11 protein-coding genes are annotated in these 15,216 nt (G+C 61.8%); 6 read left to right on the forward strand and 5 right to left on the reverse strand.

Annotated features, from left to right (window positions below):
- The coding region (gene rlmB / locus AB4043_RS02000; protein WP_442306403.1) for a 23S rRNA (guanosine(2251)-2'-O)-methyltransferase RlmB at positions 1 to 780 on the forward strand (780 nt) is incomplete at its 5' end.
- A gap of 1,610 nt (positions 781 to 2,390) precedes the next feature.
- Here rlmB and AB4043_RS02005 read toward each other — a convergent pair.
- Positions 2,391 to 4,007, reverse strand: a complete 1,617-nt coding sequence (locus AB4043_RS02005) for an AsmA family protein (RefSeq protein WP_442306404.1) — start codon at positions 4,005 to 4,007, stop codon at positions 2,391 to 2,393.
- Positions 4,008 to 4,805: a signal peptidase I gene (gene lepB / locus AB4043_RS02010; protein ID WP_442301869.1), complete on the reverse strand. Its 798-nt coding sequence runs from the start codon at positions 4,803 to 4,805 to the stop codon at positions 4,008 to 4,010.
- Between the two features lie 116 nt (positions 4,806 to 4,921).
- Between lepB and AB4043_RS02015 the strand changes: the two genes are divergently transcribed.
- Positions 4,922 to 5,464, forward strand: a complete 543-nt coding sequence (locus AB4043_RS02015; protein ID WP_442301870.1) for a regulatory protein RecX — start codon at positions 4,922 to 4,924, stop codon at positions 5,462 to 5,464.
- Positions 5,461 to 6,357 (forward strand): hypothetical protein, encoded by an 897-nt coding sequence (locus tag AB4043_RS02020; RefSeq protein WP_442301871.1) that lies wholly within the window; start codon positions 5,461 to 5,463, stop codon positions 6,355 to 6,357. The genes AB4043_RS02015 and AB4043_RS02020 overlap by 4 nt, the downstream gene beginning before the upstream one ends.
- Positions 6,358 to 6,398: 41 nt before the next feature.
- Here AB4043_RS02020 and AB4043_RS02025 read toward each other — a convergent pair whose 3' ends face one another.
- Positions 6,399 to 7,631 (reverse strand): YXWGXW repeat-containing protein, encoded by a 1,233-nt coding sequence (locus AB4043_RS02025; protein ID WP_442306405.1) that lies wholly within the window; start codon positions 7,629 to 7,631, stop codon positions 6,399 to 6,401.
- Between the two features lie 246 nt (positions 7,632 to 7,877).
- Here AB4043_RS02025 and AB4043_RS02030 point away from each other — a divergent pair, with 246 nt between their 5' ends.
- A complete protein-coding gene (locus AB4043_RS02030) occupies positions 7,878 to 8,393 on the forward strand; it encodes a DinB family protein (protein ID WP_442301873.1) in 516 nt (171 codons plus the stop codon).
- Positions 8,394 to 8,424: 31 nt separating this feature from the next.
- Here AB4043_RS02030 and AB4043_RS02035 read toward each other — a convergent pair whose 3' ends face one another.
- Positions 8,425 to 9,573, reverse strand: coding sequence for a GGDEF domain-containing protein (locus AB4043_RS02035; protein WP_442301874.1), 1,149 nt, complete (start codon positions 9,571 to 9,573; stop codon positions 8,425 to 8,427).
- A gap of 126 nt (positions 9,574 to 9,699) precedes the next feature.
- Here AB4043_RS02035 and alaS point away from each other — a divergent pair, with 126 nt between their 5' ends.
- Together alaS and AB4043_RS02045 are read left to right on the forward strand one after the other, a co-directional pair.
- The gene (gene alaS / locus AB4043_RS02040; RefSeq protein WP_442306406.1) at positions 9,700 to 12,378 is read left to right on the forward strand and encodes an alanine--tRNA ligase; all 2,679 of its coding nucleotides are present in this window, start codon (positions 9,700 to 9,702) and stop codon (positions 12,376 to 12,378) included.
- 289 nt (positions 12,379 to 12,667) lie between these two features.
- Positions 12,668 to 14,632: an N-acetylmuramoyl-L-alanine amidase gene (locus tag AB4043_RS02045; protein ID WP_442306407.1), complete on the forward strand. Its 1,965-nt coding sequence runs from the start codon at positions 12,668 to 12,670 to the stop codon at positions 14,630 to 14,632.
- Here AB4043_RS02045 and AB4043_RS02050 read toward each other — a convergent pair.
- On the reverse strand, positions 14,620 to 15,216 hold a 597-nt coding region (locus AB4043_RS02050; RefSeq protein WP_442306408.1), incomplete at its 5' end, for a hypothetical protein. The genes AB4043_RS02045 and AB4043_RS02050 overlap by 13 nt on opposite strands.

A 15,216-nucleotide genomic window follows, 5' to 3' on the forward strand; every position in this document is an offset into this window, starting at 1 on the left:
GTTCTGTACGGCATTCACCCGGTAGAGGAGGCAGTACGTTCTGGTGGCCGCCCGCTGGATCACGTCCGTTTCGCCCGTGACCGCCGCGATGCCCGGCTGGAAGCGGTGCTCGATCTCTGCCGTAAGGCAGGGGTTAAGTGCTCGCCGGCGTCCAAAGACGAGCTCACCCGGCTGGCCCAAACCGAGATGCACCAGGGCATCGTCGCCCAGGTACGAGAGCGTAAGTTACTGGCGATCGAAGACTTGCTGGCCGCTCCGCCCCGGAACGGGGAGCATTACTTCTTCCTCGCCCTCGACGGCGTCGAAGATCCCCACAATCTCGGCGCGCTGCTGCGTACCGCCGATGGAGCCGGTGTCGATGGCATCCTTCTGCCCGAGCGGCGCTCGGCGCCTCTGACCGCGGTGGTCGCCAAGTCTTCAGCCGGGGCCAGCGAATACGTTCGTATCGCCCGCGTCACCAACCTGGTGCGCGCCCTTGAGCGCCTGAAAGAGGAGAATGTCTGGGTGGTCGGTCTGGATGAACGTGGCACGCCCGACTACAGCGATTACGACTTCAAAACGCACACAGCGCTGGTTCTCGGACGAGAAGGCGCCGGGCTGCACGATCTGGTCAAGCGCACCTGCGATCACCTGCTGCGTATCCCGATGGCGGGTTCCGTCAGCTCACTGAACGTCTCGGTCGCTGGCGCGGTGGTGATGTATGAAGCAGTTCGGCAACGTGCCGGCGCTCCCGCTCCGGCGGCAAAGCCGTCCAAACCGCGTAAGGGTTTAGGTTCCTAGATGTTTTTTGTAAGCCGATTGGGATGTGCGGCCGTACTGCTGGCCGCCGGTGTGGCGTGGGCGCAGCAGCAGCCCCAGGTCATCTTTCAGTCTCCTCCGGAGACACCCCAGAAGAAGCCGGCGGTGCTGATCCAGGTCTCGGACGAGGTCCGCTCATCGCTGATCTTTACCGCCTATGACATGGACCTGCACCTGAATACGACGGAAAGCGCGCTCTCCGCCCGAGTGCGTCTGACGGTGCGCAATGGTGGAACGAAGCCGATCGAGGATCTTCCGCTCCAGATCTCATCGTCCATGATGTGGGACCTCGCCCGCCTGGTCGAAGACGGCCGCACCGTCACCCTCCCAGTGGCTCAGCACCAGGTGAAGACCGACCTCGACCATACCGCCGCAGTGACCGAGGCCGTGCTGCATCTGCCCAAGCCTCTCACTGTCGATGCATCGGTGACCCTCGATGTGCTCTACTCCGGCAAGGTCGAACAGACCACTGGAGCGGAGAGCTCTTCCTCTGCGTCCTCTTTGGAGTGGGATCGCATCACGGACGACTTCACGGGCGTGCGCGGCTTCGGCAATGTGCTCTGGTATCCCGTCAGCGCGCCGCCTGCGTTCATGGGTGATGGAAACCGCGTCTACGACCTCATCGGCCGCAATCGTCTGGCGACGCAGACGGCCCGCGTGAGCGGACGTCTTACGGTCGAGTACGCGGGCGACCCGCCGCGGCTGGCGTTCTTGTGCGGCCGCCAGGCCGTATTGGAGACGCACCAGGACAATCCGAACCAGCCCTCCGCTGCTGCCACCGGTGTGGCCACCGCCAGCTTCGCGGCATTCCCTCTGGGATTCCATCCGCTCAGCCTATTTCTCAGCAAAGACCAGCCGGAGATGCTGGGCGGCGGTTATCTGGCCGTGATCTCTGAAGATGCCGAGCGGGCAAGCAACCTGAACAAGACGGCATTGAATGTCTTTCCTTTGCTCACCACCTGGCTGGGTGCGCGGCCTAACGTCCCACTAACAATGCTGGAAGCTAACCTCCCGCAACCTTTTGAGTCCGGGCCGTTCCTCGTGGGGCAGCTCCCGAGCGGCTCCGGCCAAGATGCCGAGGCTCTGGTGCATGCCTTCACGCACGCTTACACCGGCAACCAGCCCGCCTGGCTGGACGAAGGCCTGGCGCGCTTTATGGAGCTGTTGTGGATCGAACGTAGCGAAGGGCGCGAGGCTGCCGTTGCGGCGTTGGAAGACGGCCGCAGCGCGCTGACGCTGCTCGAGCCTGACCTCTCCCAACCGGATGCCGGTGAGGGCCAGCCCCTGGAGAAGGCACACAGCGATCTGATCTACCGCACCAAGGCGGCCTATGTGTTCTGGATGCTGCGATCGATTGCCGGAGATACCGCCCTGCAACAGGCGCTGGCGGCGCTTCGTACGCAGCCCTCGCCGAATGCGGCAACCTTCCGTCGCCTGCTCGAAGAGACATCGCAGAAAGACCTCGGCTGGTTCTTTGACGACTGGGTCGACCACGACCGTGGCTTGCCCGATCTCGCCATTGTCTCGGTAACGCCGCGCGCCATCGAGCGCATCGGCGGCTACCTGATCTCCGTCGAAGTCTCGAATGCCGGCTACGCTGCGGTCGATGTGCCGGTGACGATCCGCTCGGGCAACCTGACCACCACAGAGCGCCTGCGCATTCCGGCACGCTCCCGTTCCACCACCCGCATCGTCTTCAACGACTCACCCCAACAGGTCCAAGTCAACGACGGTACGACACCGGAGCTACGCTCGACGGTGCATGTGCTGGATGTGAGTCTTAAGACCGCCCAGTAGGGCGGTCGGTTGAATGGTTCAATCGTTGAATAGTTGAATGCCGGCAGCCGGTCGAAGGTGAAGGCATAGCGCCGCAGATCACCCTGCAGATTGCTATTTTCTGGCTTCAGGCCGGGGCGTCCTTTGAATACCACTGGGGTCACGGCAGCGTCAGTCAGCTCGACCGTCCGGTCTTTGATGACCTCGTGGTTTTTAGCGGTGAGTCCCAGCTTGTTGGCGGTGAGGTGGCCCTTCCATCCGCTAACGGCCCCGTAGGTCAGGTCCGCATCGACGGTTCCGGAGGCGGCCCATTGCGGCGATACGCGTGAGCTCGCAACTTTGCCCCAGTTCAACAGCGTATCCGCGGCAACCTGGCGAAGTCCTAGCTGGATTGCCGCCTTTTCCGGCTCGCGAACGTCGTCGATCCGCCCGGTCAGGGCAACGGCGCCGGCATCGACGGGCGCCTCGCACTTCACCTCTTCCAGGGTCAGGAAACGGTTGGTGGCGCGCAGTCCGCAACGTATCTCTGCAGAGATCGGCTGTGCCGGGAAGAACTCCGCGCGGCGAAGACCGTCCAGCTTGATCCAGGTCTGCACGTTGGACTCGGCGAAGGTGCCCTTGACGTTGGCTCCCCATTCGAGGGTTCCGCGCAGACCGGCATCGGCTCCGATCAGCACTTTACTAGTCTCGCCGAGCTGGGCTTTGGTCCATACACCGTGCAGGTCGATCGGAACCTGGCTGAAGCTCTCCGCATGTTTCAGCGTGCCTTCAACCCGCAGAACGCCAGTATCGCTGGCATCGGTGTCGGTACGTGACGGATGGGCCTCCAGGCGGATGCGCCACTCGTCTGGATTCGGCAGCCAGAGCGCAAATTCGGCCTCGGTGAGAGAGAACGGTGTCTTTTCGTTGCCAAGTTTCAGGTTGACGCGGGCGCTGGTGGCTTCGATGTAGGGAAAGCGGGGTTTGGCACCGGCCTTCGGCTGCGCTGTAGGAGCGGCGTCCACCTGCGTGGCGTGCATCAGGATTGCCTGCAGGTTCCAGCGGCCATTCTCGGCACGAACCAGGTTCACGCTGGGCTCTGTCAGCGAGATGGAGGAGGCTTCCAGCTTTCGCCGCCACAGCGAGCTCAAACGAAGGGTCACGTGGACCTGGTTGGCGCGCATCACCGGTTCTGAGCCGAACTCCGGATCTTCGCTGATGACGAAGTTCTCCAGCGTTAAGCCGGGCGTGGGGAGCATGCTCAGGGTGATGTTGTCGATGTGCACCGGCCGCCCGATGGCCTCGCTGATGCCCTGCGCGACCCGCAGGCGATAGCGGCCCACGTTGATCATCGGCAGCGCAAAGATGGCTACCAGCACAAGAACAATCAGGCCAAGAGCCATGGCGATGCGCCGACGCAGCGAACGCTTCGGGTATGCACCGATCTCAGACATCTACTTCACCAGGTGCAGCGTACGCTTCCAGCGCGTCTCGTCGAAGAAGTGCAGAATTACGTGGGCTGCGAAGCTGATGCGGTCGCCGACCGTCTGCTTATTGATCTGGTCTGCCGGAGTCTCGAACGACCAATAGACGAACATGGGCCGGCCGACGACGTTTTCCATGGGAACGAAACCCCAGAAGCGGCTGTCCAGCGAGTCCAGGCGGTTGTCGCCCATGGCGAAGACCTTGCCTGGAGGAACAACGAGATCCTCTCCCTGGATGTGGGCGGGAAGGTCTTCACGCCAGACACCGGGAACGTCTTCTGAGGACATGTAGGACGGCGGAGGATAGAGCGGGAAGTCGTCGCGGAACTCCTGATACTCCCGGATGCTTCCGTTCTCGTCGCGGTCGCCGGGCTTGGAGATGTAGGACTCGTTCTGTTGAACGCCATTGACGTACAGAATGCCGTTGCGCAGATGAATCTTGTCGCCGGGCAGGCCAACCAGACGCTTGACCAGGAAGAGATCGGGCCAGCCGGGCTTCAGGAAGACGAAGACATCGCCGCGGTGGGGCTGGCGGTAGTGCACTAGCGGCATCCACTTGCTCTGTGGAGCCAGGGTGACACGGTCGACCAGCACATGGTCGCCGATCAGCAGCGTCTTCACCATGGAGGCCGATGGGATCTCAAAATTCTGGAAGATGAAGGTCATGACGAAGAGACCCACGGCCAGAACACTGGCGATGGAGGCGATGCTTTCGAGCAGGGTCTCTTCGCGCTTTGGTTCTGCAGGCTGCTGCTCTTCGTTTGGCAAAGGAACTTTCTCCTCAGCAAGTGTAACTGGTCGGGTCTCCGGAGGGGTCAAAGGGGCGGCCCCGGGGGGCGATCCGGTACCCTGTCCGTCAATTCTTCTAGAATTTCCTAACACTGATGCCATTCCGTAAACCCAAAGCGCGCGAACCGATGAATGAGGCTGAGCTGCTGGACTATGCCGCAGGCGCCCTGGGCCGCCGCATGCGTACCGTGGCCGAACTGAAGAAGCTGATGAAAGCCCGTGTGGAAGACTCCGCGGAGGGCGAAGCAAAGATCGGTCGGGTAATCGCCCGGTTGGAAGAGATGCGCTACCTCTCCGATCCGCGCTTTGCCGCCGACTTCACACGGCTCCGCCAGGAGAACCAGGCCTTCGGCAAACGCCGCATCGCCAATGACCTACGTCAGAAGGGGATTGCGTCTCCTCTGATCGAGAAGACACTCACGGCTGCGTTCGAAGACGTGAAAGAGCTCGATCTGGCGCGCGAGCATCTACGAAAGAAGCGGATTGCGGTGCCGACTAACGAAAAAGAGTCGGCACGGATCGTACGCCGGCTGGCTGCGGCCGGTTTCTCCACCGGCACCATCTTCGCGGCGCTCAAGGAGCTGAAGGCCGGCGACGATGTGCTGGCCGAGGTCGAAACTCTGGACGAGATGGAATGAGCGTCACGCAGGTCATCGCGATCGACTGGTCAGGCCGCGTCGATACCGCCGGACAGCGCCGTCACATCTACGCCGCCCGCTGGCACAACGGTAGAGTCACGCTGACCAACGGCCGCACGCGGCAGGAGACGGCGGAGTGGTTGATCACGCTGGCAAAGGATGATCCATCGCTGGTCGTCGGTTTCGATTTCTGCTTTTCCTTCCCCGCATGGTTTCTTCGCGAGTTGGAGATGGAGAGTGCCCCGGAGTTCTGGCGGCTGGTTACCGAGCAGCACGGTGAGCGCTGGCTCTCGCGCGAGTGTGAGGACCGCCGCTTCTGGGGAAAACCGCACAAACGGCCCGCGGAGTTTTCGGGCGATCGGCTGCATCGCATGCTGCGCGCTACCGATATTGACTGCAAGCTGGTTGCACTTATTCCGGAAGAAGAGCGCGCGCTGCGCGTGAAAGGCATCACGCCGAAATCCGTCTTCCAGATCGGTGGCTCCGGTTCGGTAGGTACGGCTTCGCTGCGTGGCATGCCGGTGCTGCTGCAACTGCGCGAAGCAGGCTTCTCGGTCTGGCCCTTTGACCGGCCAAAGCTGCCGCTCGTGGTGGAGATGTATACGCGGCTCAACACCGGGCCGGTGCACAAGTCGAACCCGGAGAAGCGTGCGGAGTATCTGCTGCGCAAACGAAAAGAAAATCCTGCCTATGCCGCTCTGCCGCGCGGTGTGCTGCAGTCGGCCCGCGCCGGGGAAGACGCCTTCGATGCCTTAGTCAGCATGATGGTAATGGTCGAACGGCGTGACGAGTTTCCACGCCTTGTTCAGCCACGCGATCCGCTGCATGCGATGGAGGGCTGGACGTGGGCGCCCGACCTGCAAACGACACAAAAGAAAAAGAGCCGCAGCTGACATCGACCGCGGCCCTTCTTCGTTGAGGCGGGAAAAGTGCTCTACCGCCGCCCTTCCTCGCGGTTAATCTGGCGTCCGGCGTGGTTTTGTTCACGATTGACCTGTTGCCGCTGCTGCTGTGTCATGGCTCCGCCGTTCGCGACACGCTCGTTGTGCACCTGCTGGGCGATTCCAGCCTGTTGGCGGTTGTCGCGCGCGGCCTGCGCAGAGTTGAGCTGACCGTCACGCAGTCCGTTGGCAACCCGCTGCTGCTGATAGGCTTCGCGATTGTTCACGGCGTTGGGTGCGACGCGATTGGCGTTGTGATTGTCGTTATAGATCTGGCGKCTGGCCGCATTCTGCTCATGGTTGACCTGTTGCCGCTCCTGCGGCGTCAGTGCGCCACCGTTCGCGGCACGGTCGTTGTGGACCTGCCGGTCGATGTTGGCCTGTGTCCGTTCCGCCTGGGCCGCCTCACCGGAGGTCATCTGTCCGCTATGCAATCCATTGGCGATGCGCTGGTCCTGATTGCCTTCACGCTGGTTGGGGTTGAACCGCGCTGCCGCTGCCGCATTCGTCGGGTTGGCATGGAACGAGGCAGGAGTTGCCGCAGCTATCACTCCAGGGCGCCCGCCGTTCGCGCTGGCGAACTGCGCGCGGTTCTGCGAGGCGAAGGTCTGATGCTGCATCTGCTCGTTGGTTGCGACGACATGGTTCTCGCGCATGGCGTTTGCTTCAAACGCACTTGGACGCGCCTGGATGCCGCCATTACCGCCGTTGTAACTCACGCGGTTGATCGTGGTGTTGTTCACAATCACCGTTTTGTTGACGTAGACATTGGTGACGTGAACGCTGCCGAAGTTCGCGGCAGCGCTGTTGTAGAAGAAGCTGCCTCCACGCCACTCGCCTCCTCCAAAGCCGGAGCCGAAGTATCCGAAGCCATAGTTAACACCGCCGTAGAAGCCGACGTGCGGTCCCCAGTAGCCGGGGTGGAAGAGATACGCGCCGCCCTCCCAGCCCCAGTAGGCAGGGGTCCACAACAGGCCCGGACGCGGAGGCGCAACCCAGACGCCGGGGACCCAGTAATAGCCGCCGGGGCCATAGGCCCAGTAGCCGGGAGTCCAAATGTAGCCGGGCGCCGGAAGCGGCGGCTGCGTATAAACCGGCAATGCCGGCGGAGCAACGTTGACGGAGATAAACACACCGGCCTGGCTCTGCGGCACCTGGATAACGGCTGCGGAGAAGAGCATCGCGCCGGCGACGAGAAGTGTACGACCTTGGGTGAGAAGCGACATGGGGAGACTCCTGCGACCTTTTGTGTCCGCTTCACGCGGCCGGTCCACTCCCTCATACCCTCGCGTTTTAAGAATGTTGCAGCGGAGGAGGAAAATAAACTTCGTCAGGAAAAGGCAACCAATCGCTGCAGCAGGTGTTGCGCACCCATTGCTCCGTTTATGGGGAATGCATTTTTACTTATAACGATGGCGCTGGACCGCGAAGGTAACGCACACTTCTCTCGCGGAGTTTAGGAGGGGGTAGGCATGACACAGATCGCGGTGTGGTTTGAGCGGAAGTTTTCTTTCGGATATCCAAAGGAGCTGTTACCCAACCTGATGGCGCGGCTGCGCGGCACGCCGGCGCGGCTGGAGGAAGAGCTGCGATGCCATACACCTCAGCGGCTGATCGCCAGGCCCGAACATGGCTGGTCCGCGCAGGAGAATGCCGGCCATCTGCTGCAACTGGAGCCGCTGTGGCTCACACGGGTAGAAGACTTCGTCCGGGGCAGCAACACTCTCACACCTACTGACCTTGCCAATCGCGCGACTACAGACGGTGGATTCAACGAACGTCCATTGGAAGAGATACTCTCCGGCTTCCGCAGTGCACGCAGCAAACTTCTGAGCCGTGTGGCCTCGCTGGACGAAGAAGCATGGGACCGCAGTATTGTGCACCCGCGCCTGAAACAGCCGATGACTTTGACAGATCATCTTTTCTTTGTCGCGGAACACGATGACCATCACCTGGCCCGCATCTGGGAGTTGTTTGAAGGGCTTTAGATCTGGAGTCTGTCGGTAGCCTCGGAATCCGTTACGCCATAAACGCGGGCTCAAATTCGCCGGAAGGAAATACTCGATTCCGTCCTGCTGCCTTGGCCTCATACAGCGCGCGATCGGACTGTTTGATCAGATCTTCCAGACCCACAATCTGGCCCACCAGCGTGGTGATGCCGACTGAAACCCGCACCTGGAACTGATGGGTTTCGGTCTGCACCCGCAGGGAAGAGACCTCGCCGCGGATCAGTTCGGCGATCATGCGAGCCATCTCCATGGGGGTATCCGGCAGCACCACCATGAACTCATCCCCGCCCAGGCGCGCCACCAGGTCGGTGCCGCGCACCGAGCGCCGGATCGCATGCGTCACTGCCAACAGGGCCCGGTCCCCGCCATGATGGCCGAAGCGATCGTTGATGCCTTTGAAGTGGTCCATGTCCAGCATCAGCGCCGAGATGGTTCCACCGGTCTTCGCCGAGCGTTGCAGCAGCTCAACGACCTCACGTTCGACGGCGCGGCGGTTCAGCACCCCGGTCAGCGGATCGGTCATGGCCTGGCGCTCCAGATCCTCGCGCAACTGCGCTGCCGACATCCAGATAAACCCGAAGGCGATGCCCGCAATCACGATCAGGTCCAGCCAGATGAAGTAGAAGCTGGGCACGTGAAAGCGATAGACCGCATAGCCCCGCACGGAGGTGACTGCGGCAAAGAACAGGAAGACTGAGCCCAGCAGGCGCGATGCGGTACGTACCCCGGCAGCCGCCGGCCCAAAGAGCACCCATGCCGTCATAAGGGAGGGTATCGCCATCATGGCGGAGATAACCGCAACCCGCGCGCCGATATCGGTGTGCACCAGCGAAAAATACGCGACGCCGCACATTCCCACCATGCAGACGCCGAGTACGGCGATCCACATCCGTTCCATGCGGCCCAGAAAGGCGGTGACGGCGCGGTTCAGGCACACCAGCTGCGCTACGAAGAGCAGGTTCGAGAAGACGATGCCGATCACGACCGGCAGATGTGCGCGTGCGCCCTGCAGCGACAGGGCAACGCCTCCGGCAAGATTCGAAGCGACAAACCAGTGCGCTCCCCGTAGACCAGGGTTTGCCAGGGAATTTACGAGCATCGTGAGGCCGAAGAGGAAAAACAGGCTCGACTCCACGAAGAAAAGAGTATTGATATCCATTGGGCCGTAGTCCGTTCAGGGAACGGATAAAAACATCATTTGGGGTACTTTCGCTTAGTGTTGCAGGCGGCGGGCGGCAAAGCAACGGCAAAAATGGCCGGGCCGCGCTGCTAGACTTAACAGGTCATGCAATATCGTTCCGGAAGCCAGATTCGCGAGGATTTCCTTCGCTTTTTCGAGACCAAGCAGCATCGCCGCATCCATTCGTCATCGCTGGTGCCGGCCAATGACCCCACGCTGCTGTTCACCAATGCGGGCATGAACCAGTTCAAGGACGTCTTCCTGGGGGCGGAAAAGCGCGATTATTCGCGCGCCACCACCAGCCAGAAGTGCGTCCGCGCCGGGGGCAAGCATAACGATCTCGAGAACGTCGGCTTCACCCGCCGCCACCATACCTTCTTCGAGATGCTGGGCAACTTCAGCTTCGGCGACTACTTCAAGAAAGACGCCATTGCCTATGCCTGGGAGCTGCTCACCAGCCCGGAATGGTACGGCATCCCGCAGGACAAGCTCTACGTCACCATCTTTGCCGGCGAGGGATCCGTCCCCCGCGACGATGAGGCCGAGCAGTTCTGGATTGCGGCCGGCGTTCCCAAAGAGCGCATCTTCGAGATGGGCGCCAAGGACAACTTCTGGCAGATGGGCGACACCGGCCCCTGCGGTCCCTGCAGCGAGATTTACTTCGACCTCGGCCTTGCGGCCGCCGATCAGCCTGGGGTGGACGTCCCTTTCCCGCAGGACGAGCAGCGCTACGTCGAGATCTGGAACCTGGTCTTCATGCAGTTCGACCGCGCCGCCGACGGCACACTGACCCCACTGCCCAAGCCTTCGATCGACACCGGCATGGGTCTGGAGCGTATCGCCTGCGTGCTGCAGGACAAGATCTCGAACTTCGAGACCGATCTGTTCACACCGCTGATTAATCGCGCCGAACAGCTTACTCATCACAAGGTCGAGAAGGATTCGGATATCGACGACCGCTCGCGGGCCTCGCTCCGCATCATCGCCGACCACGCCCGCGCTGCTACCTTCCTGATCAGTGACGGTGTGCTGCCGGCCAACGAAGGCCGCGGCTACGTTCTGCGCAAGATCATGCGTCGTGGTATCCGCCACGGACGCCTGCTGGGGCAGGAGCAGCCCTTCATGCACGAAATGGTCTATGCCGTCCGCGATGAGATGGGAACGGCGTATCCGGAACTGCACGAAACCGCTGACCGTGTCGCGAAGGTTGTTCTCGCCGAAGAACAGCAGTTCGCCCGTACGCTGCAGCTCGGCCTCTCGCAGATGAACGAAGAAACACTGAAATCCGGCGCTCTCGCCTTCCGTCTGTACGAGACCTTCGGCATGCCACTCGACTTCATGGTGGACGCCGCCCGCGATGCCGGCATTGAGTTCGATCTTGTTGGCTTTGAGAAGGCCAAGGAAGAAGAACAGGCCCGCGCCCGCGCTTCCTGGAAGGGCGGTTCCCAGAAAACGGCCGCTCCGGTCTTCCGCGACCTCGCGAAGACAGAGTTCCAAGGATACAAGCTGCTGCGCGTCGATGGCGCGAAGGTGCTGGCCATCGTTAAGGATGGCGTCGGCGCCRCTGTGCTGAACCCCGGCGATGCCGGCGAGGTCGTCCTCGATACCACCAGCTTCTACGCCGACTCCGGCGGCCAGGTTGGCGATATCGGCTGGCTCTACTCGGCCGATCACAATTCCGTTGTTGCCGATGTCGCCGGATGCACCAAGCCGGTTCAGGGCGTTTTTGCGCACAAGGTCGTCGCGCGTCAGCCCATCGCTGTCGGCGACGTCGTCGACACTGTCGTCAATGGCGATGTCCGTGCAGCCTCCACGCGCAACCACACCGGCACGCACCTGCTGCACGCTGCGCTGCGCGAGGTACTGGGCACGCACGTGAAGCAGGCCGGTTCGCTGGTCAATCCGCAGCGCCTGCGCTTCGACTTCTCACACTTCTCGCAGGTCGCCGATGAGGAGCTCGAGCAGATCGAGTCCATCGTCAACGAACAGGTGCTGAAGAACACAACCGTCCAGGTCTTCGAAGACGTGCCGATCGACGAGGCTATCAATGATCTGAAGGCGATGGCGCTCTTCGGTGAGAAGTACGGCGACCGCGTGCGTGTCATCAAGATCGGCGACTTCTCCACTGAGCTCTGCGGCGGTATCCACACCGCAGCCACTGGCGAGATCGGTCTGCTGAAGCTTGTCGGTGAGGGGTCGGTCTCGAGCGGCGTACGCCGTGTCGAAGCCGTCTCGGGTACGGGAGCCCTCAGCGAGTTCCGCAAGGACTTCGATGTGGCACGTGTCGCCTCGCAGATCGTCGGCGCGACGACGGCGGCTGATCCTGCCGTGGCGCTCCGCGACAAGATTGCTGCGCAGGAAGAGGAGCTGAAGAAGCTGAAGCGCGAGCTCGACCAGGCGCGCATGAAGTCGGCTGCTTCGGCGGTTACGGGCGATGCGGCTGTCGACGTTGACGGCATCAAGCTGCTGGCGCAGCGGGTGCCGGGCCTTGACCGCAATCAGATGCGCGAGCTGGTCGACAACCTGCGTAACCAGATCGGCTCTGGCGTTGTGGTGTTGGGTACTGCGACCGAAGATGGAAAGGTAGCCCTGATCGTGGGCGCCACCAAGGACCTCGCCGGCAGTAAGGTACACGCCGGCAAGTTGGTCGGAGCGCTCGCAGCGAAGGTCGGCGGCAAGGGTGGCGGACGTCCTGACCTGGCCGAAGCCGGCGGATCGGATGTCGCGGCGCTCGACGGCGCCATCTCCTCGGCAATCGAGACCCTGAAGTCACTGCTCTCATAGCCCCGGGTCCCTGAAGGGACCTGGGCATTCGCGCTTCGCGCGAACCGTTTTCCTTTTCCTTGGTAGGGAATAGGTAGAGAAGCAGATTTCTCCGCTCCCTTTGGTCGCTGCGAAATGACAAAACGTTGAACCGGAAAGGTTGAAAACGGGTTGTCGATGCGAAATAACAAAACCGGGACCCGCCTCGATACCCCATTTACCACCCAAGTACGCTCCGGTTTTTGTGCAGGTCTTCCGGGTTAACTGCTCGGTAAACTGGAAGCGTTTCGGCTTTTGCCGGAGCTGCCGCATGCGTGTCTTTGCCTCAATTCGCTCTGGAATCGTTGTCGGTCTGTGCGTCTCGACGCTGGCGATGGCGGCGGTGCGGAAGAAGGCGGTTACAGTCTCGCCCTGGCAACAGGCGGAGCAGTTGCGCGAGCAGCTCGAAGCAACGCCCGAGCAGCAGCGGACCCGCACGGCCTATGCCCACGCCATGGACGCTTACCGCGCCATTTATCACGCCAACCCGGCAGACGTGCACTCTCCCGGCTCCATCTTTGCCGTGGGAGAGCTGCTCGCCGAGCAGGGCCGCAGCCTGAACGATCCGAAGTCGTTCCAGGCCGCGCTTGGTCAATTCGAGTTCCTGCGCAAGCAGTATCCGGGTTCGTCGTTGCGAATTCCGGCGCTTCTGGCCGAAGGCATCATTGCGCAGAACGACCTCCGCGATGCGAAGCTCGCCCGCCAGCACTATGACGAGCTACTGCGCCGCTATCCCCATTCGACGGAAGCACAGGATGCCCGCGCCGGCCTCGATGCCCTCAAGCACGGTGACCGTCCTGCTCCGCGTCAGCCGATCGTTGCCACTGCTCCGCCGGCAGAGGCGCCGGCACCCCAGGTAGAGACGCCGTCGCCGCGCCAGAACGGTTTGGCACGGTTGCCCGCCATGCCTCTTACCTCGGGAGCGGGGTCAGCTTCCGCGATCGATCCAACGCCTTCGAGTGCACCGGTCGATACTTCTTCACAGAAGCTGCAGCCGGTCTCGACCGCGCCTATGCCTCGCCACAAGGGAGCGCTGGCACAGGTTAGCGGCATTCGCCACTGGTCCACGCCCGACTACACACGTGTCGCCATCGATCTCGGCGATGAGGTGCAGTATGAGGCGGCACGCGTGCCGAATCCCGAACGCATCTTCTTCGACCTGCACGGCACACGGCTTGCGCAGGATCTGGTCGGCAAGAACTTTACCGTCACCGACGATGGCTTCCTGAAGAAGATCCGTATTGCCCAGTTCTCGAACGATGTGACCCGCGTCGTGCTCGACGTGAACAATGTCACTGAGTACTCCGCGTTCCTGTTGCCGAATCCGTACCGGCTCATCATCGATATTCACGGATCGAAGGGTGCAGGGAAGAACAAGCCCACCGACGTTGCCGTTAAACAGCCAGGCGATGGCGCAACAGCAAAGGCCGCAGATAAGCCGTCCAAGTCTGCCGGCGATGAGCACGAAGGCGTCTCCCGTCCGGTAAGTGATCCCATTACTGAGGATGAGCCTCTGCCTCCCGCTCCGGAGAAGAGTGTGGCTCCGGTCTCGGCTGTGCCCAGTACGATCGCGACGAAGCAGGCGAGCACGCGCGAGGTCGCGAACCTCAGCACCCAGCCCGGCAAGGTGAAGGCGACCTCCGCTCCGACAACGCAACCCATCGCTGCCAGCGTGCGCCCGGTGGAGGTTGCGGTGAACGACCTGCCTGCTCCTCCCGCTGCGGACAAGAAACCGCGCAAAGGAAGGAAGATCGCCGCTGCGGATGAGTCCATCGGTCATATGGCGACACCGACCACTGCGGGCGAAACCTCTCTAGTGCGTGCGCTCGGTCTGAAGATCGGCCGCATCGTGATCGATGCCGGTCACGGTGGCCACGACTCCGGCACCATCGGTGTCGACGGCCTGATGGAGAAGGATGTCGTGCTCGACGTGGCACTGCGTCTCGGCAAATTGCTGCACGAGCGCCTGGGTGCGGAGATCGTCTATACACGCTCCGACGATACCTTCATCCCGCTGGAGACACGTACGGCGATTGCCAACAAGGCGCAGGCTGATCTCTTTCTATCCATCCACGCCAATAGCTCTCGCGACGACTCCGCCCGCGGTGTCGAGACCTACTATCTGAACCCACTGGAAATTAGTCGAGCCCAGACTCTGGGTGCCCCACATACGCGAAGCTTATGTGGGTCTTCGAGCGAAGCTCGAACCAGTGGGAGCCACAACTACCGCGTATGAAACGCGACGATCTCTGCATTCAGACCGACATTGCGCCGGACATGTACCCGTAGCAGCGCTTCGAACGGACGCGCGAGATTGTGATCCAGCCCTGCGCGTTTCGCCAGATCGGCGCGATGCATCGGATCCAGGGCGAACTCCACGGCGGACTGTGTGCCAACCGTCGTTAATCCTGTAAAGGCGAGGATCCGTGTCGAGGACTCAAGGCCAGGCAGCAAGGCGACAATCGCATACTCATCAGTTCCATCGGTTGCATACTCATGCGGCTCCCCGGCAAGCGGATGTTCATTGCTCACATAGCCGTGGGCATTTTCGTCCAGGCGGATCACAAACTGGGTCGCAGTCGGCAGTTCGGCCAACGCCGTGTTCTGCGTTGCAGCTCCCAGGAAGACAAGGTTGCGCGACTTCGCGTCATCCCACGTCACCAATCTGCTCCGTTTCAACACGAAGTCGCGATTCGCGCGGTCGAAGAAACGCGTCAGGGTATAGATAGCCTGCGCCTCTCCGGTGCCGGTGTAGGTGTCGTCTTCTGGCGCATCGCTGACCGTGCCGGGAGGAAGCAGCCGAAGCCCATCCTTTAATGG

Origin of the sequence: Terriglobus sp. YAF25 (genome assembly GCF_052113305.1) — a bacterium.
Lineage (GTDB): Bacteria > Acidobacteriota > Terriglobia > Terriglobales > Acidobacteriaceae > Terriglobus.

Bases quoted from the DNA above. Each gene is read 5' to 3' on its own strand.
- AB4043_RS02015 (WP_442301870.1), top strand. From the start codon at position 4,922: ATGCCATTCCGTAAACCCAAAGCGCGCGAACCGATGAATGAGGCTGAG.
- AB4043_RS02030 (WP_442301873.1), top strand. From the start codon at position 7,878: ATGACACAGATCGCGGTGTGGTTTGAGCGGAAGTTTTCTTTCGGATAT.
- AB4043_RS02020 (WP_442301871.1), top strand. From the start codon at position 5,461: ATGAGCGTCACGCAGGTCATCGCGATCGACTGGTCAGGCCGCGTCGAT.
- AB4043_RS02045 (WP_442306407.1), top strand. From the start codon at position 12,668: ATGCGTGTCTTTGCCTCAATTCGCTCTGGAATCGTTGTCGGTCTGTGC.
- AB4043_RS02035 (WP_442301874.1), bottom strand. From the start codon at position 9,573: ATGGATATCAATACTCTTTTCTTCGTGGAGTCGAGCCTGTTTTTCCTC.
- AB4043_RS02005 (WP_442306404.1), bottom strand. From the start codon at position 4,007: ATGTCTGAGATCGGTGCATACCCGAAGCGTTCGCTGCGTCGGCGCATC.